General features: G+C 60.9%; 25 protein-coding genes. 4 read left to right on the top strand and 21 right to left on the bottom strand.

The genetic code is table 11. From position 1 onward, the window contains the following. Nucleotides 1-53: 53 nt before the first annotated feature. On the top strand, nt 54-1,265 hold the full coding sequence (locus tag AC1VVM_RS23270; RefSeq protein ID WP_395337583.1) for a cytochrome P450: 1,212 nt from the start codon (nt 54-56) through the stop codon (nt 1,263-1,265). Between the two features lie 73 nt (nt 1,266-1,338). Here the strand turns inward: AC1VVM_RS23270 and AC1VVM_RS23265 are convergent, their stop codons facing one another. The 8 genes from AC1VVM_RS23265 to AC1VVM_RS23230 all read right to left on the bottom strand — a co-directional run bounded on the left by AC1VVM_RS23265 (nt 1,339) and on the right by AC1VVM_RS23230 (nt 8,514). Further along, on the bottom strand, nt 1,339-1,938 hold the full coding sequence (locus AC1VVM_RS23265; RefSeq protein ID WP_395335283.1) for a malonic semialdehyde reductase: 600 nt from the start codon (nt 1,936-1,938) through the stop codon (nt 1,339-1,341). A gap of 2 nt (nt 1,939-1,940) precedes the next feature. Further along, on the bottom strand, nt 1,941-2,552 hold the full coding sequence (locus AC1VVM_RS23260; protein WP_395335280.1) for a gamma carbonic anhydrase family protein: 612 nt from the start codon (nt 2,550-2,552) through the stop codon (nt 1,941-1,943). A 130-nt stretch (nt 2,553-2,682) separates the two neighbouring features. After that, nucleotides 2,683-3,909, bottom strand: a complete 1,227-nt coding sequence (locus tag AC1VVM_RS23255) for an acyl-CoA dehydrogenase family protein (protein ID WP_236549404.1) — start codon at nt 3,907-3,909, stop codon at nt 2,683-2,685. Nucleotides 3,910-3,913: 4 nt separating this feature from the next. Then, nucleotides 3,914-4,546 carry a TetR/AcrR family transcriptional regulator gene (locus tag AC1VVM_RS23250; protein ID WP_133085022.1) on the bottom strand — a complete coding sequence of 211 codons (633 nt, stop codon included), beginning with the start codon at nt 4,544-4,546 and terminating at the stop codon, nt 3,914-3,916. Then, the gene (locus tag AC1VVM_RS23245) at nt 4,543-5,355 is read right to left on the bottom strand and encodes an SDR family NAD(P)-dependent oxidoreductase (protein WP_133085023.1); all 813 of its coding nucleotides are present in this window, start codon (nt 5,353-5,355) and stop codon (nt 4,543-4,545) included. Before AC1VVM_RS23245 ends, AC1VVM_RS23250 begins: the two co-directional genes overlap by 4 nt. Then, complete coding sequence (locus tag AC1VVM_RS23240; protein ID WP_395335275.1) at nt 5,352-6,521, bottom strand: NAD(P)/FAD-dependent oxidoreductase; 1,170 nt, start codon at nt 6,519-6,521, stop codon at nt 5,352-5,354. The genes AC1VVM_RS23245 and AC1VVM_RS23240 overlap by 4 nt, the downstream gene beginning before the upstream one ends. A gap of 13 nt (nt 6,522-6,534) precedes the next feature. Next, nucleotides 6,535-7,110: an aromatic-ring-hydroxylating dioxygenase subunit beta gene (locus AC1VVM_RS23235; RefSeq protein ID WP_395335273.1), complete on the bottom strand. Its 576-nt coding sequence runs from the start codon at nt 7,108-7,110 to the stop codon at nt 6,535-6,537. An 18-nt stretch (nt 7,111-7,128) separates the two neighbouring features. After that, the gene (locus tag AC1VVM_RS23230; protein WP_133085026.1) at nt 7,129-8,514 is read right to left on the bottom strand and encodes an aromatic ring-hydroxylating dioxygenase subunit alpha; all 1,386 of its coding nucleotides are present in this window, start codon (nt 8,512-8,514) and stop codon (nt 7,129-7,131) included. 92 nt (nt 8,515-8,606) lie between these two features. Between AC1VVM_RS23230 and AC1VVM_RS23225 the strand changes: the two genes are divergently transcribed. Both AC1VVM_RS23225 and AC1VVM_RS23220 read left to right on the top strand, forming a co-directional pair. Then, the gene (locus tag AC1VVM_RS23225) at nt 8,607-8,813 is read left to right on the top strand and encodes a ferredoxin (RefSeq protein WP_133085027.1); all 207 of its coding nucleotides are present in this window, start codon (nt 8,607-8,609) and stop codon (nt 8,811-8,813) included. 130 nt (nt 8,814-8,943) lie between these two features. Beyond that, complete coding sequence (locus AC1VVM_RS23220; protein WP_395335270.1) at nt 8,944-10,095, top strand: NADH:flavin oxidoreductase; 1,152 nt, start codon at nt 8,944-8,946, stop codon at nt 10,093-10,095. Nucleotides 10,096-10,098: 3 nt separating this feature from the next. Here AC1VVM_RS23220 and AC1VVM_RS23215 read toward each other — a convergent pair whose 3' ends face one another. From AC1VVM_RS23215 to AC1VVM_RS23195, 5 genes are all read right to left on the bottom strand, one after another. Then, nucleotides 10,099-10,824 carry an SDR family oxidoreductase gene (locus AC1VVM_RS23215; RefSeq protein ID WP_133085029.1) on the bottom strand — a complete coding sequence of 242 codons (726 nt, stop codon included), beginning with the start codon at nt 10,822-10,824 and terminating at the stop codon, nt 10,099-10,101. A 5-nt stretch (nt 10,825-10,829) separates the two neighbouring features. Then, nucleotides 10,830-11,846 carry an NADP-dependent oxidoreductase gene (locus AC1VVM_RS23210; RefSeq protein WP_236549403.1) on the bottom strand — a complete coding sequence of 339 codons (1,017 nt, stop codon included), beginning with the start codon at nt 11,844-11,846 and terminating at the stop codon, nt 10,830-10,832. Next, entirely contained in the window at nt 11,846-12,283 is a 438-nt protein-coding gene (locus tag AC1VVM_RS23205; RefSeq protein WP_133085031.1) for a nuclear transport factor 2 family protein, read from the bottom strand. The genes AC1VVM_RS23210 and AC1VVM_RS23205 overlap by 1 nt, the downstream gene beginning before the upstream one ends. Nucleotides 12,284-12,400: 117 nt before the next feature. Then, nucleotides 12,401-14,737 (bottom strand): membrane-bound PQQ-dependent dehydrogenase, glucose/quinate/shikimate family, encoded by a 2,337-nt coding sequence (locus AC1VVM_RS23200; RefSeq protein WP_133085032.1) that lies wholly within the window; start codon nt 14,735-14,737, stop codon nt 12,401-12,403. A gap of 40 nt (nt 14,738-14,777) precedes the next feature. After that, nucleotides 14,778-15,233 carry a nuclear transport factor 2 family protein gene (locus AC1VVM_RS23195; RefSeq protein ID WP_395335265.1) on the bottom strand — a complete coding sequence of 152 codons (456 nt, stop codon included), beginning with the start codon at nt 15,231-15,233 and terminating at the stop codon, nt 14,778-14,780. Between the two features lie 148 nt (nt 15,234-15,381). On the opposite strand from AC1VVM_RS23195, the gene AC1VVM_RS23190 reads away from it, so the two are divergent. Further along, the gene (locus AC1VVM_RS23190) at nt 15,382-15,906 is read left to right on the top strand and encodes an ester cyclase (protein ID WP_133085034.1); all 525 of its coding nucleotides are present in this window, start codon (nt 15,382-15,384) and stop codon (nt 15,904-15,906) included. Nucleotides 15,907-16,074: 168 nt separating this feature from the next. Here the strand turns inward: AC1VVM_RS23190 and AC1VVM_RS23185 are convergent, their stop codons facing one another. The 8 genes from AC1VVM_RS23185 to AC1VVM_RS23150 all read right to left on the bottom strand — a co-directional run bounded on the left by AC1VVM_RS23185 (nt 16,075) and on the right by AC1VVM_RS23150 (nt 21,828). Further along, a complete protein-coding gene (locus AC1VVM_RS23185) occupies nt 16,075-16,995 on the bottom strand; it encodes an alpha/beta fold hydrolase (RefSeq protein ID WP_159831191.1) in 921 nt (306 codons plus the stop codon). Nucleotides 16,996-17,010: 15 nt separating this feature from the next. Beyond that, complete coding sequence (locus tag AC1VVM_RS23180; RefSeq protein WP_395335261.1) at nt 17,011-17,763, bottom strand: SDR family NAD(P)-dependent oxidoreductase; 753 nt, start codon at nt 17,761-17,763, stop codon at nt 17,011-17,013. After that, complete coding sequence (locus AC1VVM_RS23175; RefSeq protein WP_133085037.1) at nt 17,760-18,599, bottom strand: alpha/beta fold hydrolase; 840 nt, start codon at nt 18,597-18,599, stop codon at nt 17,760-17,762. Before AC1VVM_RS23175 ends, AC1VVM_RS23180 begins: the two co-directional genes overlap by 4 nt. Nucleotides 18,600-18,614: 15 nt before the next feature. Next, nucleotides 18,615-19,169 carry a VOC family protein gene (locus AC1VVM_RS23170; protein WP_395335258.1) on the bottom strand — a complete coding sequence of 185 codons (555 nt, stop codon included), beginning with the start codon at nt 19,167-19,169 and terminating at the stop codon, nt 18,615-18,617. Between the two features lie 21 nt (nt 19,170-19,190). Continuing rightward, nucleotides 19,191-19,580 carry a MaoC family dehydratase gene (locus tag AC1VVM_RS23165; protein WP_395335256.1) on the bottom strand — a complete coding sequence of 130 codons (390 nt, stop codon included), beginning with the start codon at nt 19,578-19,580 and terminating at the stop codon, nt 19,191-19,193. Beyond that, a complete protein-coding gene (locus AC1VVM_RS23160; protein ID WP_395335254.1) occupies nt 19,577-20,035 on the bottom strand; it encodes a hypothetical protein in 459 nt (152 codons plus the stop codon). Before AC1VVM_RS23160 ends, AC1VVM_RS23165 begins: the two co-directional genes overlap by 4 nt. Before the next feature lie 11 nt (nt 20,036-20,046). Further along, complete coding sequence (locus tag AC1VVM_RS23155; RefSeq protein ID WP_395335252.1) at nt 20,047-21,210, bottom strand: acyl-CoA dehydrogenase family protein; 1,164 nt, start codon at nt 21,208-21,210, stop codon at nt 20,047-20,049. A 63-nt stretch (nt 21,211-21,273) separates the two neighbouring features. After that, nucleotides 21,274-21,828: an NADPH-dependent FMN reductase gene (locus AC1VVM_RS23150; RefSeq protein WP_133085041.1), complete on the bottom strand. Its 555-nt coding sequence runs from the start codon at nt 21,826-21,828 to the stop codon at nt 21,274-21,276.

Here is a 21,828-nt window from a genome sequence, read left to right as displayed (position 1 = left end):
GAATGACCGGCCCCGGAAATGGGGCGGGACAAACGACAGGGAGTGTGGGAGTGATGATGTTTCCGGAGCAGCCGATCCCCGATCACGTGCCGCCAGCCTTGGTGAGCCGGGACTTTCCATTCATTTTCGGAACGACGACGGACAAAGATCCGTTCGACGATCTGGCCATGAGGATCCATGACGGACCCGAAATCATTTACGCGGCCCATGCCTATCCCGGAGGAACGGGAGCATGGGTGCCACGCCGCATGGCGCATCTTCGCGAAATCTATCTCGATACAGAGCACTTTTCTTCCACCGACTTTTCGCCTTTCTCGAAGCTGGTCGGTGGAGCGTGGATCAATTCGCCGGCGGAACTCGACCCTCCGGCGCATGGCCCATTCCGTCAGATGGTGAACCCGGCCTTCACGCCCAAGGCCATGGCGGCGCTGGAAGACAGGATTCGGCACTATGCGGTGGAGTACATCGAGACCTTCGCCAAGCGCGGGCAGTGCGAATTCATGGGCGAGTTCGCATTCGAATTCCCGATCAAGGTCTTCATGGAACTGATGGGTTTGCCGCTCGACCGGGTCAGCGAATTCATGGAATGGGAAATGAACCTCTTGCATAACCACGATTTGTCCAAGATCGCGGATGCCACGCGCAGTGTGCTTGACTATCTGGCCGGCGAGATTGCCGACAGGCGCGCAAATCCGCGCGACGATCTCATTTCATTCGGCGTGCGGGGCGAGATAGAGGGACGTCCTCTGACGCAGGACGAACTGCTCGGCTTCATGTTCAACCTATTTATCGGCGGGCTCGACACTGTCTCCACGAACATGGGCCTACAATTTCGCCACCTCGGCACACACGTTGAAGACCAGGCAATTTTGAGAGCCGACCCTTCACAGATCCCGCATGCCATCGACGAATTGATGCGGGCATACGGGGCGGTCACCACGTTTCGTACCTGCAAGAAGGAAGCGGTGATAGGCGGTGTGCAGTTCAGGCCGGGAGATAAGGTCGCCATGTCGACAACGCTCGCCGGGCGGGACCCCGACGAGTTCGAAAATCCCTGCGAGGTAAAGTTGGACCGGCGGCCGAGGCACGTCGGCTTCGGCTTCGGCATACATACCTGCGTCGGCATGCACCTGGCTCGCCGCGAATTGCGGATCGCGATGGAAGAGTTCCTGGCGCGGATTCCGGAATTCCGCCTTGCGCCCGGTCATCGGGTGCGTTGTCATCTGGGCATGATCCAGCCAGTGGAATTGCCGCTGGTCTGGTGAGGGTGCGACGGAGCCGTTTCCAGGACAGTCGCTGCTTTCTGACAGGAGAGCGCCTTGGAAACGGCTTTCGAGCCTAAAGGTCGACGCAGGCTTCGTCGAAGTCCAGCCGGGGATTGCGGGGATGGAGTCCTGCCGGATCGCCGTGACCGATGTTGCACAGGAAATTGCTTTTCCAGCGGCCATCCGGGAAGAATTCGGAATCGAGGCTGGCCGCATCGAAGCCCGACATAGGACCGCAATCGAGACCCAGGGCGCGGGCGGCCATGATGAGATAGGCGCCTTGCAATGTCGAGGAACGGGCGACAGTCTGCGCGACGAGTGCGTCATTGCCTTCAAACGTCGCCCGCATGTCCCTTGCGGGAAACAGCTTGCCGTAGAATTCATAGAACCGTGTGTCACCCGCTACGATCACAGTGCAGGGAGCCTGCATGACCTTGTCTCGGTTGCCGGCGTTGACGTGAGGCAAGAGCCGGACCTTGGCATCGGCCGAGCGGATGAAGACAAATCGGGCCGGATTGCTGTTCGCGGTCGTCGGGCCCCACTTCGCGAGTTCGTAGAGGTTCCGAATGGTCTCCGTGCTGAGCGGACGATCTTGCCAGGTGTTATGCGTGCGGGCTTCCCGAAACAGGAGGTTCAGCATCGTGTCGTGTTCGAGCGTGGTTGCGCCAGTCATCCTCATTCCTCGTCAGTGGAGTAGGAACCGGGAATTCCACGCTCGATCCATTGGCGATGTTCGCGTGCGAGGATAGCTTCGGCCTCTTCGGCCAGAAGCGCCATCTCCGCGATCTCCCAGACGCGGTGGTTTCCGGTCGCATAGGCGCGGGCGTTCTCGCGATAGAGGAGCGCATCGATGATGTTGCCGTGCAGCTTGTCAAGAACGCGCGTCACTCGGCCGGGCGTGCCCATTACCAGGGAATTTGGCGGAATAATGGTGCCGGCGGGCAAGAAGCTGTGAGCAGCAACAATCGAGCCGTGGCCTATGACGCAGCGCTCCATGATCGTGGCACCGATGCCGATGAGGCAGCCGGGCTCCAACGTGCATCCGTGCAGGACTGCACGATGTCCAACTGTACAGTAGTCGCCGATGATGGTCGGGTCATTCCAGCCGATGTGGATCATGGCGTGATCTTGCACACTTGCGCATTTTCCGATGCGCACATGACCTCTCTCGCTCCGAACGACCGCGTAAGGCCACAGACTGCAATCCTGTTCCAGCATGACGTCGCCGAAGATCCGGGCTGTGGGATCGACGTAAGCTGGTAGAGAGCCGATGCTCGCCTCGGTCACGATATCGCCGTTCGTTGTCTCTGTTGCTACCCCTGCGCAGCATCCATGGGCCGTCCCTCTCTAAATGGGCTGTGGATGCTGCCACTGGGGCGATCGCCTGCCTAACACGCGATCGCCCCGGCATTTTGGATCAATAGGCACCCGGCGGAGAGATCGGATCGGCTCCGGCAAGGTTCCGGCCATAGATTTCGTAGCCGATGGTCGGGATATTCTGGATGTGGCGGAGAGCCATCGAAATATCGCGCCAGTAGCGGTTGATCGGCTTGTCCAGCGCAAAACCGGAAGAACCCGCCTGGAACATCAGCGATTCACTTGCACTGTGAACGAGTTCGACCATCTGGGCACCGCCGGAGCGCTGCTTTGCCTTCTCGGCGAGGGTGAACTCCTCACCCTGCGCAACTCGGTCGAGCTTGGCTGTGAGGTTGAACAGGATCAACTTGGCCGTGTCGATCATGGCGGCCGCTTCACCAAGGTCGCGCATGTAGGCACCGGAATTGGTGCGCGGCGAAATCGTCGTCGTCAGTACGGGCTTCTTCGGCGATTCTGCCGTAACGATCTCCAGCATGCCCTCGACTGCGCCAATGAGCTGGGCAATGCCGGTCGTGCGAACCACCGGAACGGCAGGAAGGAGGTCTGAAGGCGCGCCGAAATGACGCTTGGTCCGATCGATCTGGCCCGCGCGTTCGTCCATCAATACCATCTGGTCATCGGGAATGAACACGTCCTTTGCTATCGCCGTGTCCGACCCGGTTCCCTGCATGCCCGAAACGAACCAGGTGTCCTCAATAGTCATGCTGTCCATCGGCAGATAACACATGCTGATGCCCGGAACGACCGGCCCGTCGTAGCCTTCAAGCACCACGCCCTGTTGCGCCCACTTCGACTGGCGGGAGCCGGACATGTAGGGCCATTTACCGTTGATGATCCAGCCGCCGTCCACCTTGCGCGCCTTGCCCGGCGGGTTGTAGGCGCCGCACACGGTCTGCGGGCCCTCGCCAAAAATCGTGTCCTGGACACCGTCGGGCGCGAGACTGGTGATCCAGCTGGTGCCGTTGATGATCTGCATCACCCAGCTGACCGCGGGGTCGCCCTTGGCGATTTCCATCTGGACGCGGCAAAAGTCGGTGGTCGAGAGTCCGAAGCCGCCGAGGCGTTGAGGCAGCAGAAGCCGCAGGAAACCTTCCGTCTTGAGCATTTGATCGACGGCCGGGGTTGGGCTGCGCCGCTTTTCCCCTTCAGGCGCTTCCTTTTGCAGGAATTCGCGCAGGCTGCGCGCCTTTTCCACTAGGCCGTCGGCCACCGCCTTGTCGGCGAAACCGGATTGCGTGTCTGATTCGAGCTTTGCTACTGTTGCCATGAAATCATCCTCTCGTATTTTCGGCTTGGTGGCCGGCGATTTGCATTGCGATTTCGTGCAGCCGATCGGGAGAACCGTTCCAGAGTTCCAGCCACTCACCAGTGGCCGGAATGATCAGCGTGCTAAGCTGCAGGCGAACGAGCGTGTCGCAGAATGTGTCCCGGTCTATGGTATTTCCGGTCAGTCCTTCGAAATAGTCGAGCACGGGTTCGAGAGCGCGTTGCACGGCGGCCTTGTGACGGCCGAAATGGCTGCGCAGGAAACTCAGGTGAAAGGCAGGTTCGACTTCGAAGATCCGTTCCGGCGACCGCTCGATCGTAAAACGGCCGAAGAATTTCATGACGGCACGGAACCGCTCGATCGGATCGGGAATGCCTTCGCCAGCCTCGACAATGCCCTTTTCGAAACTGCTGCAGATGTATTCGCTGACTGCCGCGAGCACTTCTTCCTTGGACGCGAAATGACGATAGAGGGTCCCGCGCGACACCCCGCTGCTTTCGCTGATGTCACTCATCGACAGTCGCCGCGTGCCGATTGTTGCGATCGCGCGCAGTGTACCGTCCATGATCTTCTGGACGCTGCCCGTGCTGTCGGTGGCGACGACTTCGCTCCAGTCGGTGTGCGGCGTCAGTTTCATGTTTGGGCTTCCATTTCGGCAAGGTTGTGCGGAACGCTTACATAGCCGGGCAGATGCTGACCGCCATCGACATTGATCAGCTCGCCATTGACGAAACGCGACATTTCCGAAGCGAGGAAGAGCACGACCGGTCCGATGTCCTTCTCGGGATCGCCCGCGCGCTTGAGCGGATTACTTGCTGTTGCCATTTCAAGGAAGCCGGGCACGTCCTCTGCCAGCTGCGCGAACACCTGGCCCATCCCTGTCGGTGCGATCGCATTGGTCCTGATGTTGAACCGGCCCCATTCAACCGCAGCGGTGCGGGTCAGGCCCAGGATCGCCCCCTTGTTCATGTTGTAGTCGGCATGAAGCCATGCACCCGTCTGGGCGTCGATCGAGTAGAAATTGACGATCGAGCCGCCGCCGCGTGCCTTCATGTGCGGGAAGGCGGCACGCATGGCCCACCAGGTTCCCCAGGTACCGATCTCGAGAGTGCGCTGGAGCATCTCATCGGTCTTCTGTTCCAGCAACACGTTGGCAGACAGCTGCGAGGCATTGTTGATCAGGATGTCGAGGCCTCCGAACTCGGAGACGACCCGCTCGATCATGCCTTCGACGTCGTCCTTGATTCCCATGTCCGCCGAAAGGCCCATGGCGCGGGTTCCGAACTCCTGGCTTATCTCGGCCGCAACCGCTTCCGCCGCCGCGCCGTCGCGCCCGGTAATGAGGATATCGGCGCCCTCACGCGCCAGACAGCGGCTGATGCCGTAGCCCAGCCCTTTTGCCCCGCCCGTGACGATCGCGATCTTGCCCTGAACCAACCCAGTCAAGCAGCTTCTCCTGCAAATTGTTCGCCCAGCGCCCGGTCCATTTCCATGCGTTCCTGGCAATAGTCCTGCGTAAAAACGTAGCCCCGCACGTTCTTGTCGTTGTCGCGGAACAGGTACTTGAGCCCCCGCTCGTCGTTGGCCGCTTCCTCCCACCGCCCGGCAACGCCGATCGGAGCCGGAAGCAGCACCACCGGGTAGGCTGTGGTCTTGACCTGCACCGAGAGCGGCGGAAAGTGGATATTGGTAGGTGTTCCGAGCGCACTGGGAGCGATGGCGCGCGCTGCCGACATGATCGGTGTTACATAGGCTGCGAGGCCTTGCGGATATTCCGCGCAGTCGCCGATAGCGTAGATGTCGGGATCGGAGGTCCGCCCGGTCTGGTCGACAGTAATGCCCCGGCCGGTCTCCAGCCCCGCCTCACATGCCAGCGCGACATGAGGGCGAAGACCCACCGCTGAAAGCACCGCAACGGCTTCAATGACCATGCCGCTGTCGAGCTGCGCGCGAACCCCGCTTGGAGACTTGTGGATGGCCGTGATCTTGCTGCCTAGGTGCCATTCGACGCCCTTGGTAGCCAGCGCATCACGGATTCGATCACCGACCCCGCTGGGTACCAGCTGAGCCAAAGGATGGAGCAGCATGTCCACGACTACCGGAAAATAGCCTGCGGCAGAAAGATCGTTCGCAAACTCAGTTCCGACAAGTCCGCCGCCCATGACCAGCACTCGCCCGCCAGCGGGCAGCCGCTCGCGAAACTCGCGGTAATTGTCGAGATTGTTGACCGCAAGAGCCCGGTGGGCCGCGTCGCCATCGATCGGCGGCCGCACAGGATCTGCTCCAAGCGCGAGGATCAGTTTGTCGTAGAAGATCGGCCCGCCAGTTGTCAGTACAGCCTTGTCCTGCCGATCTATGGCCTCGACGAGGCGTCCTGCGCGCAGATCAATTCGGAGCTGAGCCGCCATTTTCTCACCCGGCGTGGTAATCAGGGCGTCGGGCATTTTGCCCTTGGCCAGTGCGGTGGACAGCGCCGGTTTGGAATAGAAGTGGCCATCGTCCTGCGTCACCAGGGTCAACCGGGCGTGCGGCGCGAGCTTGCGTAGCTCCCGCAGGACGCCGTAGCCGGCGAGGCCGCTCCCGATGACGACGATGTGCGGGGATGACGTCACCGTGCCCGTCCGATCAGAGGAAGATCGCAAGATTGGACATTCCCAGCGTGGATTGGTCGACAATGATCTCCCTTACGGACAGCTTGTAGTTGCCATCCACAAGACGCCAGACGTCCCGGCGCTCGGCGGTAAGCGTCTCGTTCTCCGGATTGTCGAAGCGGCTGCGCTCGACGAAGAGGTAGCTGACCACTTCATATTCGCCGGTCTTATCGCTCTCGGCGATCCGCACATTAGTGACGAACCGCCGCGTGCGCGAGGGCGGGTCTTCTGCCCAGGCGCTCTTCGAGAGACGACCAGTGCGCATGAGGATCGACCCGTAATTCTCGTCGAAATGCTTCATCGTCCGTACGACGTCACGGTCCTTGTTGGGGCCATTTCGCGTGAGACGCAGCGGTGCCGTATAGATCAAATCCTCCGCAAGGAAGGCGACCCAGTCGTCGAAGCGCCGCTCGTCGAGCGCAGCCGCTTCGTCATAGAGCGTTTCCAGAATGCGGTTGTAGACCTCCGAACCGAGCGGTACCCGCTTGGTGGAAACAAGACCGCGCATCACTCCAGTCTTGTCGATTGCGGCCGTGGCGTAGTTCACCATGTCGTGATCCTCCCAGTCTCAGGCTTCGGCCATCAGATTGTAGTAAGCCATCCACCAGGCCCACTGCGTGTCGTCCTTGGTGAAGCCGGGATAGAGATCGCCGCCTCCCACCCAGCCTTCCGGCCGCTCGTGGCCGTGAAGCGCCTGGTACTTGAGCGTGATGGTCTTGCTCATGTGGCCGCGTGCATTGCGCATGATCTGCGGCCAGGTATCGGCGTCGTCCTGCTCGATCGTTCCGGAGGTGCCGGTCGACCAGATGGCGTTCTGCAACATATCGCGCTTTACGTCCTCAGGTGCGTCCTTCTCCGCGAAAATGAAGTTCACGAATTCGACCCTGTCCGGCCCCTTGGGAACATAGGTGTGCAGCGACAGCGCGCCTGACGCGCCGCCATCGGTGCGAGGCGCAAAGATGAATGCGATCAGCACGTTGGGGAACATGCCGCCGACTTGCGGGGGGATCGTCGCTAACTGGTTGACCTGATCTTCCGTCAGATTCTTGAAGAGCTGAGGGATCAGGTCCTTGGTGATGCCGGGCGGCGAAAGTAGATGAAGGCGCTCTTCGGTCGACTTCCCTTCAAAACTGACATCCGCAAACATCTTGAAGGTTTGGGCCGCTTCCAGACAGCGCAGGGTATGGCCTTGCGGAACCGAGATATCGACACCGTACATGCCGGGCGCCGTATCGTAGATCGATTCGGCAGTACCGCCCATGATCCCGCCTTCCATAAGCGAGCGGTGCAGCGTCAGAGTATGGAAGCCGTCGGATCCCGACTGTTCGCCAGGGATCTTCCAATTGCAGGGCAGCACGAAGCGCTGCGGCGGGCCGAGCATTTCAAGGCCGTTATCGGTACGGCAGAACAGCTGATCGAGATAGAACTTCGCGTCGCCGAGGTAATCGTCGAACGAAAGATCCTCGTTCCACGTTGCGAAGATGAGGCCGCCGTACAGATGGACGCGGGCCTTCTTGAGCCCGAGTTCTTCCTTCTGGCGCTTGTTGCCGTGCATCTGTTCCTTTTCGATCGGGGCGCCGATAAAGCTGCCATCGGGTCGGAAGGCCCAGCCATGGTAGATGCAGCGGTGGGCATGGGCATTGCCCGCCTCGGCAGTGCAGACCTTCATTCCGCGATGCGGACACACGTTGAGCATGACGTGAATTTCGCCGCTACGGTCGCGCGAGACGATGACATTGTCCTCGGCCATATCGCGCATGACGTAGTCGCCGGCCTTGGGAATCTCGGACTCATGGCCCAGCAGGAGCCAGGTTCGCGCGAAGATGCGCTCCATCTCCAGCTCGTACAATTCCTTGTCGTTCATCACACGCAGCGACACTTCGTTCATCTCGCGGTCGATGAGATTGTCGAGCGTCGTCCCGTCGCTGAGTGTCAACCCAGGGTGGTGCAGCATCTTCCTCTCCTTGGAAAATCCGTGTTTGATCGCGTTATACATATTGAACGAAATCTGTTCAAGCTGTAATAATCCGAAAAAAGGAGAGGACTATGAGTCAGAAGCTGAAAGTCGTGATCGATAAGGCCGCATGCTGCGGATACGGCGTCTGCGCCGAGATCTGCCCCGCGGTGTACAAACTCGACGCCAACGGCATCGTATACGTGGACGACGAAATCGTGCCGGACGGCCTGGAAGAGCTGGCACGCGAAGGCGCCGAAGCATGTCCGCAGGCCGCGCTCGCAGTGGTCGACGCCTGATAAGGGCTCGGTCGGTGGTACAAGAATCCTGATTCGCCCTCTGGGCGAACCTGTCGCCGGGAAGGTCTCAGGACGGAGCGGCTAGAGGCAGCAGTGTCAGAAATCAGGCAGGACGGGAAACCACGGCACTATGGCAAGCGGCACCGAAATTCTTTTCAGGCCATGTGAAGTCGGGCCGCTAGCGCTGCCCAACCGCTTCGTAATGGCGCCGATGACGCGAAATTTCTCGCCTGACGGGATTCCGTCAGCGGGTGTGGCGGACTACTACCGCCGCCGTGCCGAAGCGGAAGTAGGTCTGATCGTCACGGAAGGCATCGGGGTGGATCATCCTGCTGCCGTCGGCAGGGAGACAATGGGGGGCGGAGCCTCGCCGATCATGCATGGCGAGGCCGCGCTTGCGCGGTGGCGCGCGGTCGTGGACGGGGTCCATGAGGCCGGGGGAAAGATCATTCCCCAGCTATGGCACCAAGGCGTCATCCGAGTCCCGGGAACCGGCTATCATCCCGACGCGCCGTCTGCGCGCCCCTCAGGCATCTGGGGCCCACTCGACAAGGCGATGGTGCCCCCGGAATATCTCGAACAGGTTCGCGAGCCTACCGCGCCGCTGACAGAGAACGAAATCGCCGACATCATCGCCGGGTTCGCACGAAGCGCGGCAAATGCGAGAGCCGCAGGCTTCGATGGCATCGCCCTCCACGGTGCACATGGCTACCTGATCGACAGCTTTCTCTGGGGAGAGACAAACCTGCGAACGGACCGGTGGGGAGGCGCACTCCCAGACCGCGCCAGGCTTGCGGCAGAGTTGGTCCGGGCAGTGAGGGCCGCGACGGCGCCCGATTTTCCGATCATGTTCCGGTACTCGCAGTGGAAATTGCAGGATTACGATGCGCGAAATGCGCAAACCCCGGATGAGCTCGAATCCTTGCTGACACCGATTGTCGAGGCGGGCGTGGACCTATTTGACGTCAGCACCCGGGTGTTCTCGGCGCCCGCATTCGACGGCTCCGATCTCAGCTTGGCGGGATGGGTAAAACGGCTTACGGGCCGGCCAACGATAGCGGTGGGCGGCGTCGGCCTCTCGCGCGATTTGCAATCGTCGTTCGCCCAGCCGACCGTGATGACCAACAATCTTTCGCTTGTGGCGGAGCGCTTGGCGAAGGGTGAGTTTGATCTGGTGGGGGTGGGAAGGGCGCTACTGATGGACCCGCAGTGGGTTTGCAAGATGCGGAAGGGAGAGAGCGTCAATCCCTTCCGGCTGGAAGCTTACGGGTCGCTGGATTAACGCTTAATGCGTGTCACAGGCGGCAAACACTTGAATCCGGGCGAGGTTGGTGCGCTCGGGCTGAGCCGCCATGTACCGCACGGCATCCGCAACATCCTCAGGTTGCATCGGCGGTATGAAACTGTCCCAGGCCGGCTGTCCGCGTGACTTCATGTCCTCGAATATTTCCGTGCTGGTCGTGCCCGGCGAAACGATACCGACTTTCACTCCAGTGCCGGCCAATTCGACCCGCAAACAATCGGTGAACCCCTCCAGTGCTCGCTTCAGGCCGCCGTAGACACCGACACCAGGTGCAACGATGTTGGCGCCGATGCTCGAAATATTGATGATCTGGCCTCTGGCTGCCGATTTCATTGTCCGTGCAAACAGAGTACTGGTGCGAACGACCGCTTCGTAATTGAGCGCCATCATCGGTCGCAACTGGTCGAGATCGAAATCGTCGATCGGTGCCGCATGAAGAATGCCCGCATTATTGACCAGAATGTCGGCTCGCCCGAACTTAGCCAGAACGAAGTCGTGCAAAGCCCGAGCGGCGTCGGGATCCGCCATGTCGGCTGAATGGACACAGGCATGCTCGCCAAGTTCGCCCGCCAGTGAGGCAAGGCGTTCGGCGCGGCGGGCGACCAGCACTGTCCTCGCGCCCGCCTCGGCGAGCGCTCGCGCAGTGGCCGCGCCTATCCCCGACGATGCCCCGGTTATAATGGCGACCTTACCTTCAAGGGCGTTCATTACCGTCACTCGTGCGCTCCTGTCTCTTTCAGCCGGATCAACCGCTTGCCGTGGTTTTCCCCACGGTAAAGGCCCGCAAGGGCATCCGGACAGCTCTCAATCCCGTCGAGTATTTCCTCGCGCCACGTCAGGCGGCCCTGCTCGGTCCACTCGCGCAGCTGCGCAACTGCGGCGGCGTAACGGGCCATGTGATCGAAGACGACGAAGCCTTCCATTCGTGCCCGCTTGACCAGAAGGTGGCGTTCCACGCGCGGACCATCGGGCCAGGGAGCCCAGCGGTCCTGCGACGCTGTTCCGCAGACGATGACACGGCCGCCGAGCGCGAGGTGGGGCATTACCGCGTCGCTGATCGGGCCGGCGACGTTGTCGAAATAGACGTGGATCCCCTGGGGCGCGACGCGGCTCAAAGTGGCGGCCACGTCCTGGCCGCGGTAGTCGATCGCAGCCTCGAATCCAAACTCCTCGACACAGCGCCGCACTTTGTCTGCTCCCCCGGCAATACCCACCGTGCGGCATCCAAGGATATTGGCAATCTGGCCCGCGGCGGACCCAACCGCGCCTGCGGCCGTGGATACCAGCACGGTTTCACCGGCGCGCGGCTGCCCGACAAGCGTGAGGGCCAGATAGGCCGTGACGCCGTTTATTCCCAAAATGCCAAGCGATGCGCGAAGTTCTTTTTCGCTGGTCTTCTGAAGGATTTGATCGGCCGCTACGCAAGCGAAATCCTGCCACCCGAACCATCCTGCGACGTATTCGCCAACTTGGAAATGTTCGTGGTTCGATTCGATGATACGGCCTGAGGCGAGGCTGCGCATGACCGAGCCCAGGGCCACCTGGTCTCCGTAGTTACCGACGTCGGCGATCCAGCCGCGCATGGCGGGCTCGACCGAGAGATAGTGATTTTGTACAAGTATCTGGCCCGGACCGGGACGGTCCACCGGAGCGCTGCGGATTTCGAAATGCTCGGCCTGGGCAATGCCTGCCGGACGAGAGCGCAACCTGACCTGCCGGTTCGTCGCCATCAAAAACCCGCTCTGACCATCGTGAATTTCCGGCGGGATATCCGCCAGCCTTCTGCCGTGCGGATCAGGCAGTCGTCATAGAATCCGGCCGCTCTGGTCGCGCTGCCTCCCGGTGCCGGGTCGGTCAGCACAGCGTCCACATAACTGCGGGCCAGAATCTCGCTATTGCGGCTCTCGACCACGATATTGGTTATGCGGTGAAGCGTCGCGCCTAGATTGCGATGCGCGGATTCCATGTACTCGGTGATCTCGCGCGGTCCGCGCCATTGACCGAAGCTGCCGTAATCCACTTCGCAGTCATTCGCGAAGCAGGAGCGAAACAAGGGCCAGTCCCGGGTATCGATGCCGGTCGCGTAGCGCAGCAGCAGATTGCGGATTGCGCGCTCGTCATCGGCCGCGACAGGCGATGTTCTCGTCAGGCTGCCTGATGTCGGCATGCTCCATCCTCCCGTTTTTGTTACTTGCGACGATAGTGCGTAATCGGGGCGACTTGCCCGTCCAAGGATAGGAGCTTGCGGGGACACGCCCCTATTTTTTACGATTTATCTGGCCCATCATTTCGTCGGCAGAGCATAGGCGATCAATTCGTCACTCGTTCCAGACAGCATGGCTGCATGGCCGCCGGCCGCGATGACGACAAATTGGCGTCCGCTGGGCCGGGACCAATACGTGGTCGGCGATGCATTGCCGCCGGCTGGCAACCGTGCTTTCCACAACACCTGCCCACTTTCCGTCGCAAGGGCGCGAAATACGTGCTCCTGAGTCGCGCCGATGAAGGTGAGGCCGCTCGAAGTCGTTAGAGACCCGCCAATGTTCGGCACCCCCATAGGTATCGGTACGAGCGAAGGCAGAGCCAGCGGCCCGCTGTCGCGCGATGAGCCCAAGGTACGGGACCATACCAGCTTGCCGGTTCTGAGATCGACGGCGTTGATGCTGCCATAGGGCGGCTGCTGACACGGGATCGCGAGCGGCGAAAGAAAGGGTGCGATTTGCGCGGCGTAAGGCACGCCCTGTTGAGCCGCTGGACCTCCCACATTGCTCATGTGCGCTGCATTCATCGGCTTGATGCCGCGCCGGTCCGCCTCCGCTCGGGAAATGAGGCGGTTGTAGTTGGCGACCTGGTTGTTGTTGACGATCATGAGGCCGCGTCTCACATCGACGGAGACACCGCCCCAGTCGATCCCCCCAAGGTAGCCAGGCCACGTAATCGTGAAGCGGTCTGTCGAGAGGGGTGTCATTTCGCCTTCGAAACGGGCTTGCCGAAAGCGGATGCGGCACAATGCCTGATCGATCGGCGTGAGCCCCCACATGCTCTTTTCCGTGGGAGCCGGGCCGCCGAAACTTGGCATCGCGGCGGAAAAGGGCTGGGTGGGAGATAGTCGCTCACCGGCGACCGCTCCGCGGGGAACAGCGCGTTCCATTACAGGCAGTAGGGGTTTACCCGTCATGCGGTCCAGGACGAAGATCTGCCCACGTTTTGTGGGTTGTACAAGTCCATGGATGCCGCCGGGCAGGTCGAAGAGAGTAGGCTGCGCCGCAACATCGTAATCCCAAAGATCGTGATGTGTCGTCTGGAACGACCAGCGGACTGCTCCTGTCTGGGCGTCAAGTGCGACAACAGCGCTGGAGTAGCGATCGTCCAGCGCCGTGCGGTGGCCGCCGAAGTAGTCAGGCGTTGCGTTTCCGGTTGGCACATAGACGAGCCCCAGAGCTTCATCGGAACTCATCGGAGCCCAGCTATTCGGCGTGCCTCTTGTGAATGTCGCGCCTGGTTCCGGTGAACCGTGATCGTCCGGGCGGCCAATATCGAATGCCCACGAAAACTCGCCCGAAACAGCATCGAACGCGCGGATGACGCCCGAAGGCTCCTGCGTTCGCTGACCGTCGATGATCCAGCCGCCGACGACCAGCCGTCCGCGAACCAGCGCCGGGGGCGAAGTGACGAAGTAATAGCCCTTTTCGACGGACCCAAGGCCCTTGGTGAGATCCACCTGGCCGTTCTGTCCGAAGGCGCCGCAGGACTGTCCCGTGGCAGCATCGAGCGCCAAAAGCCGAGCATCCAGCGTAGCGGTATAGATACGTTCTGAGCAGGTGCCCGTCGCGCCGGGCACGCGGTAATATGTCACGCCGCGGCATACAAGGCCGTAAACGCCTTCGAGGTTTGTCCTTGGCGAGTGGCGCCAGAGCTGGCGGCCGGTTTCAGGGTCGAGTGCGATTACATCATTGTTGCCCGCGCAAATGAACAAGCGATCACCGATCTTGAGGGGATTGGTTTGAAAGGCCGTGCCCTGCTTGCCGCTTGTCAGTTTGCCCGTATGGTAACTCCAGACGGGTTTCAGATTGCCGACGTTTGCTGGTGTGATCTGACCAAGCGGTGAATAGCGCGAGCCTCCGCGGTCGTTGCCGTAGGCAATCCAGTCACCTTCTTCCGAAGCTGCTGGTGCCGGTCCCCAAGCTGTGCTTGTGGCAGCAGGTGTGCGGTCAGCCCAGAACGCCGCCCCGATCCCGGCTATCCCGATTACCGCGAGGCCAGGCCAAAGTAGGCGGCCGCCGGGCAGGGCTGCCTGCTGGCCCACATGCCGGCGGTACCAACCTGTCAGCATGTAGAGACCCATGACAGTCGGCATTGCGATCCGCGGCGCCAGTGCCCAGCCATCGAGGCCGCACTCCCACAGCGCCCAGCATAAGTTCACACAGAGAAATACCCAATAGAGCAGCGCAGACTTTGCTTCCCTCCGCCATCCCAGAACTGCGCAGACAAGCATGACAAGGCCGCTCAGCACATACCAGGGCGATCCACCCAGCAAGGCGAGCTGGGCGCCAAGGACTGTCAGGGTACCGCCTGTTGCGCCCAGCAGCACCAGGAAAGCATGATTGAATAGGCGTCGCATGTCACCGCCTTGGGTCTCAGGATGGAAAGTGAGCGCGAACTCAGGACGGCAGTTGTTCAGCCAGCCAGTCCGGGACATTGATCCGGTAGCATTTCTGTTCGTAAAGGCGGCTGATCTTCCAGCCCTGCTCGGTCCGGATAAAATCGTGAATATACCAGAGGCCAAATACGAGCGTGTCGCTCGATTGCCCCTGCGAGACGGTCATCGGATTGTAGCATACCGTCTTGGTCCGGGCGGTATCGCCATCGATAGCGTATTTTGTGGTCGACACTGCGTGCTGGTAGGCGAGAATGGGAGATAGCCCCTCCACGAGGAATTGCTTGATCTCGGTCAGTCCGCCGCGCACGCCCACCATTTCTGAATAGTCTATCAGCGCGTCTTGCGTGAAGAACTCGTCAAGCGCGTCCCAATCGCGATTGTCCACGGCATAACAATATCCCACGATCAGGTCCTGCAGTTCAAACCTGTCGGACATTTCCTGCATGCTCAGGGTCATGGCCTCTCCTCCGTTCGATATGGTGCGATCGCACGGGCGTTCGTCCTGGCCGCCTTTCGTTGGGTAGGTGGCAGCAGGTGCGGGGATCGGGATGACGGGCTACGGCCTGCGCGATGGGCGGGCCAGATATCAAGCAAGGAGAATACTGATGGGCCTGGCCCCGTTCACTGAAGCCGATTTCGTCCTGTCCAAGGAGAAGCGGGCCGAAATCACAGCCGGACTGACTGAGCGGCAGGCTTTCATGGTCACGCAATGGATGGACCTGCACGAAGTCATCAATCGGGGCGATTGGGACGGCATGGATGCCTTCTTCAACACCGACACCATGACGTATGACAATCCGAACCGGCCGGATCTTGGCACCTACCATATCTGGAAGACCTCGCCGCAGGGCCTCTACAAGACGTTCCCGCCCAGCACTTACCGGACTTTGAAGGCATGGGGTCGCGGCGACGATGAGGTCTGCGTGCTCTGCCATCACTACGGCAAGCACACTGGCGGTCCCTACATGGGTGTTCAGCCGACAGGAAACGAACTCAACGTCCTGTGGTTCTCCTGGCTGCGTTTCCGCGGCGACAAGATCGACCACATCTATTCGATCTCCGACGTGCTCTCGATGCTGAAGGACCTCGAAGTGATCGATGTGCCTCAGCCAGTCGACCCCTACAAGTGATCGAGCACGCCCCGGCCGCCTGCGTTGTCGGGCGGTCGGGGTGTGAAAAGGCCCAATCTTAGAGCGGGACTTGCGGCATAGCTCGCCAAGGGTTTGACGTGGGGCTCTCGGGTGCCTCGGGGTATCGGCGTCCTTAACGCTGAGAGTTTCCCAGTAGCGGCTGGCGTCTCATTCGCCCGTCTTGGCCATCTCATCGATCCAGCCGTTGAGTTTCGCCCAGCTGTCGCTGCGCGTCGAGGCGAAGTTATGGCAATGCGCAGAACCAGCGAGCGGCATCAGGCTGATACGGCGCGACTTGCCGTAGAACGACGGCTCAAGAAGCGGATCCGGACTGACGTCAATGTCCCCGAAATGCAGATAGACGGGAACATCGATCGCGGCTGCCTCATCCGCCACGCCGCCGGGCACTATCGCCAGGCGGCCGTAGCTGTTGGGCGTGACCGAGGCGCGGGAATCGTCGGCGGCAATGACGGCTTCAGGCACGTCAGGGGCGTGGAAACTCGCGCGCATCGAACCCCGATCCGCTTGACTGTAACCACTGCCTTCGACCCGCTTTTCGAGATCTGCACGCACTTCGTCCGGCAGATCGAGGCTGATATTGGTGAACCCAAGGATCGCAACCTGATCGAAGCTGCGAAACGAGGCCTGCTGAATGATCGTGAGCATTCCGCCCATGGAGTGACCGATGCCGCTGATCCGTTTGCGCTTCGCTGCAAGTTCGGCGCCGAAATCTCCAGCGTCGATCCGGCACAGGATGTTTGCAAGCGCCTGATGGTGCGCCTGCGCGCCGAGCAGGGGATTTAGCAGTCCTTCATCGAGTGGCTTGGAACTATCCCCCATTCCCAGTGCGTCGAGGGTGAGGACGGCCTTTCCCTGGGAGAGGAAGTAATCGATGAAGCTGTAGCCGGGGTGACCGTCAATCCATGCATCCCAGTACCAGCGACTGTACGATGCGCCATGTAGGCAGACGAGCAGGTCGAGAGCATCTGAAGGCACGGTTTCGGGCAGGGCCAGCGTAGCGGCAACCGTGAGTGGCTGCGCGAATTCGATCGCGGGTGCAACGGGTATCGACAGCGTTAATTTGGACACGGTTGCTATCCTGTTTCAGAGGCTGAAGCCACCGTCGACGATGAGGGTCTGACCCGTCACGTAACCTGCACGCGCTGACGCAAGGAAGGCCACGGCGTTGGCGATATCGCCTGCGCTGCCAAAGCTCTGGAGCGCGATCCGCTTGCGCTGGGATTCCCAGATGTCCGGTGTGTAGAGAGTTGAAAGAAATTCGGCGCCAAGCCCTGCGTCGATGATGCCTGGTGCGACCATGTTCGCCCTGATGCCGTATCGCCCTTCTTCTTTCGCAACAGCCCGGCAAAGAGCCTCGATACCGGCTTTGGGAACCGATGAAAGCGCATCGCCAGGGGGGAAGCAGTAATTGGCAACCGATACGACCGCGACGAAATTGCCGAAGCCCTGCGTCCGGAAGTGCGGCAGGGCATGGGCAACCACGCGGGTGAAACCCATCAGTTCGATCTCGATGACTTCGCGCCATTGCTGTTCGACGATCTGACTGACGAATGGCTGCGGAATTTCGACGCCGCTGGCGTAAACGACGGTCCCGATTGCTCCGAACCGCTCCACGGTGCTGCGCATGGCCTCCTGGATCGAAGCATTGTCAGAAAGGTCGCAGCGGACCGCGAGGGTGCCGCCGTTTCCGCCCATTGTTTTGGCGACTGCGAGGGCTCGCTCCTGGCTGGAACGATATCCAATGGCGACTCCGTTCCAGTCAGAGGCAAGCTGCCTGCATATCTCGCTTCCGAGGCCGCCGGTTCCGCCAATGACTATTGCGGCTCCCCGGTTCATAAAGGCAGATGCTCGGCCAGATGGCGCAGCAGTCGAACTGCGAAGGCATCGTTCTGGTCGCCGGTGAACATGTGACCGACACCCTCGGCGATTTCGACCTCCAATTGCGGTGTGAGGCTTTTGAAATGGCGAACGCTCTCGTCCGAGACAAGTTCGCTGAGCTGCGCCTTCACCAGCACGACGGGTGATTTCACCCTGCCGGCCGCTGCGAACAGGGATGCGCGTTCGGAAGGCGGATGCAGGAATTCGGGTGCGGTTGTGCGCGGATCCCAATGCCAGAACAGCCGGCCGTCTTGCTTCCGCATCGACTTGGCCAGCCCGGATACATTGGCAACGCGCGGTTGGCCCAAATGGCGATGCAGAGCATCGGCTGCGTCATCCAGCGTCGCAAAGCCGGCGTCGCTGCTGCGAAAGAAATCGCGAATGCCATCCACGCCGTCATCGACGATCAGCGGCGCCACGTCCGCCAGCATGATGAGCCTGACGAGATCGGGATGACGCGAACCGCCGACCAGTGCCGATTGGCCGCCTCGCGATGCGCCGACCAGCGCAACGGGCCTGGAGAGACGGGTGACGATGGCTTCCACATCGCGCCCGTAGGCTTCCAGCTCATAGTCGCCATCGGCCGCCCAGCCGCTCTCGCCATGCCCGCGCAAATCGAACGTAAGTGCATAGTAGCCGGCCTCCGCTGTCCGCCGTGCCGAACGCGTCCATGAGCGCCGGCTTTGGCCGCCGCCATGGAAGAAGCACACTGCAGGAGCAACAGGGTCGCCGAAGGCATCGGCTACCATGTCGAGATGGTCACCGGGCCACGTAGTTTGGGAAGCGGTGATCATGCGCAAGTCTGCCGATCACGCTGCCGCGACCGGGGGTACCAGTTCTGCAAAGGAAGGATGTTCGCCTGGCCCGCGGTACGCGAACTTGCCCGGCGCATGGTGCCACTTGCCGTCGTTCCTGCTCTCGTAGGGCGAGGCGACCTCGATAAGGCAGCCATGGGTGCTTTTCGGGCCCACCCAGCTCCATTTCTGCCAGGTCATGTCCGGGTCGTTGTAGGTCTTGCCGCCGCCAAGCACCTGAATGCCTTCTGCGGCCAACTTCTCCATCGCGTCCGGTACGTCGTCCGTAGCAAAGCAGAAGTGATGCACGTGCTCGCCGACCTTTTCGAGGCGGTCGCCCATTGGCGTTCCCGGAGAGGGCTGGATGAACTGGATTTCCGTTCCGCCATTGTTGACGAAAGTGGCCCACCGCATGCCTGCATCCGCACCGCTCGAGAATTCGTCGTACTTGACGATACGCTCTTCCAGCGATGCAGGGTCGAGAACGCGCAGGATCTTGGTCCAGTTCTCGATGGCGGTGTCGAGGTCGCGTACGACCATGCAAACGTGGGCAAAAGGTCCGCTAGGCATAATCTCTCTCCTGGAGAATCTTCAGATTTCTATTGTTGCTGTGCCGGAATTGACGGTACCGCGCCCGTCCACGTCGAGCTTGAATTCGCAAGTGACCGTGCTTCCATCGATCGCCGTGACCTTGCCGGTGACGACAGCGCGATCCTCGCCATAGACATTGTCCAGAAAGCGCGAATCCATCTTCGAAATCCGGCCTTTGGGGAAGGCACGCATGAGCATGTTCATCATGTAGGCCACGTTGATTGGCCCCTGGTTGATGACGCGGTTGCCCAGGCCCTTCGCCTTCACGACTTCGACGTCGAGATGGATCGGATTGGGATCCGCGAGAAAGACCGCCCACTGCTTCATTGCATCGGAGCTGACGCGTTCGATGGTGAAGGAAGGCAGTTCGTCTCCAACGTCGTATGTCATGCCGCAAACTCCTTGCGGGGCAGTACCCACACGTTGTCGGTTTCAAGCACTTTGGTGCCGTCCAGCAGGTGCAAACGGAGCCGGTAGGTCAGTACGTCCATGACGCCGAGCTTGCGGCTGCGCTTGCGGACGAGATCGAGGATTTCGCCGGTGACCCTGTAGCTTTCGCCCACCTTCAGAGGGGCGTCGAACGTTACGCCGCTCGAGCCCATCATCGGACCGTCCTCGACGTCGAATTCGCAGGCCTCGCATACGCCGGCCACCGTCTTGCCCATCGCGACCTGGGTCGCGATGTAGTAGTAGATCGGATGCGCAGTGCCGTCAGGCGCCGGCTCGATGCCGGTCGAACGGCACAGCGCAGCGTTTTCCTCGGCACTGATCGTGAAGATCGCGCTGCCGTCAAGAGAGGTGCCGGCAGCGTCTGGGGCAGGGGGCAGATCGTCGAGATCGCTCATGACCATTTCCTTCAGAAAGAGCGGGGCAGCCCGAGGCTTTCGGCAATCGTGTTGCGAACCATCTCGTTGCTGATTGGCGTCATTCTCAGGATCCGATGATCCCGCCAGTAGCGTTGCATGTCCGTCTCTGCGGAATAGCCCATGCCGCCCAGGATCTGGATGCCTAGATCGGCCGCTTTTACTGCATTTTCAGTGGCGACCATCTTGAGCATGTTCGCCTCGACACCGCAGGGCATGCCGTTGGCTTGCATCCATGCGACGTTGTTGAGCAGCAATTCGGTCGTTTTTTGCCAGGTGGCGATATCCGCGACGTAGTGTTGAAGGATCTGAAAGCGGCCGATGATGCCCCCGAACGCCTTGCGCTGCTTCATGTAGTCAAGCGCGTCTTCAAGTACGCCGTCTATCGCACCGAGGCACTGCGCGCCGACCATGATACGCTCGTTGTTGAGCGTCGGCAGCATTGCGTACCACGCCTGCCCCGGTTCCCCGAGCACGTCCTCATCCGGGACGAAGACATCGTCGTAATGGACTTCGCACGAACCCATCGCCCGCATGCCAAGCTTGGGCAGTAGCGAGCAGGTAATGCCGGGAGATTTGGCATCGACGAAGAACATCGTGAGGCCGTGATGCTTCTTTTCGACATTGCGATCCGTCCGCGCGAGGACAAGAAGCCGGTCAGCCGCCTTGGCGGCCGTCGTCCACATCTTGGCCCCCTTCAGCTTCCAGCCACCCTCGACCTTGTCCGCGTAAGTCTTCATCGCGCCCAGGACATCGGTTCCGCCATCGGGTTCGGTCATCGACAGCGAGACGCGAAGCTTGCCCTGGGCCATCGGCCTCAGCCAGCGGTTCTTCTGCTCTTCGGTTCCCACCGCACCGATCGTCTTGGCGCCTCCGAACGAGGTAAGGCCCCACACCCAGAGCAGCCCCCCTGCCGTGCGGGCAAACTCGCGGGCGAAGATCATCTGCATCATGACGTCGCCGCCCAGCCCGTCATATTCTTCCGGGATGCCGATGCCGAAAAAGCCTTGCTCTGCCAGCTTGTCCCAAAGCGCGTAAGGGTAGTTTTCCTCGTCGGCTTCGAGCGTGCGCATCCAGTCCTTCGGGGCTTCTGCGTCGACCCAGCGGCGCACCACGTCACGGAAGGCCTGCTGCTCGTCGGTGAGCGAAAAATCCATTGTACTTCCTGTTCTCTTGCGCCCCCAATTGGCACCCATCCGGTGCGCTCAGAACCTATCGTCCTATAGGGTCGGCCCTGCGTGGAAGCGAAACATCTGGTCTACCATCATGGTAAGCTGGCTGGTGACGGGCGCCTGTTCGATGGGATCGCCCTCGGTTCCGACCGTGTTGATCGCAACCCCGAGAGGTGTGGGCCAACCGCGCAGGGCATGGGTTATGCTGCGAAGCTGCTGGAGCGTTCCAACCGCAGCCTGCCAGCCAGCAGCCGTGGCGATTGCGCCGACCGGCAGGCCGTCGAAGTAGCAGCGACTGTCCCGGTTCGTATCCTCGACATAATCGAGCGCGTTCTTGACGAAGCCCGATATCGCACCGTGATAGCCCGGCGAACCGATGATGATGCCATCGGCGGTCCGAAGCAGTTCAATATAACGCCGTGCTGCGTCGGAGCGCTCCTGATTTTCCGGTGCATACGGGGGGAAATTGATGTCTTCGCCCGAAAGGATGGTAGTGCGTGCGCCGCGCTCCTGCGCGATTGCTAGCGCTTTACGCAGGGCGCGTTCGGTCGATGACATGGCGCGCATGGTGCCGCCGATGGCGATGAAATGGGGCTGAGTCAT

This window comes from Novosphingobium sp. BL-S-33, assembly GCF_056857025.1.
This window is presented reverse-complemented; position numbering and strand designations above follow the sequence as displayed.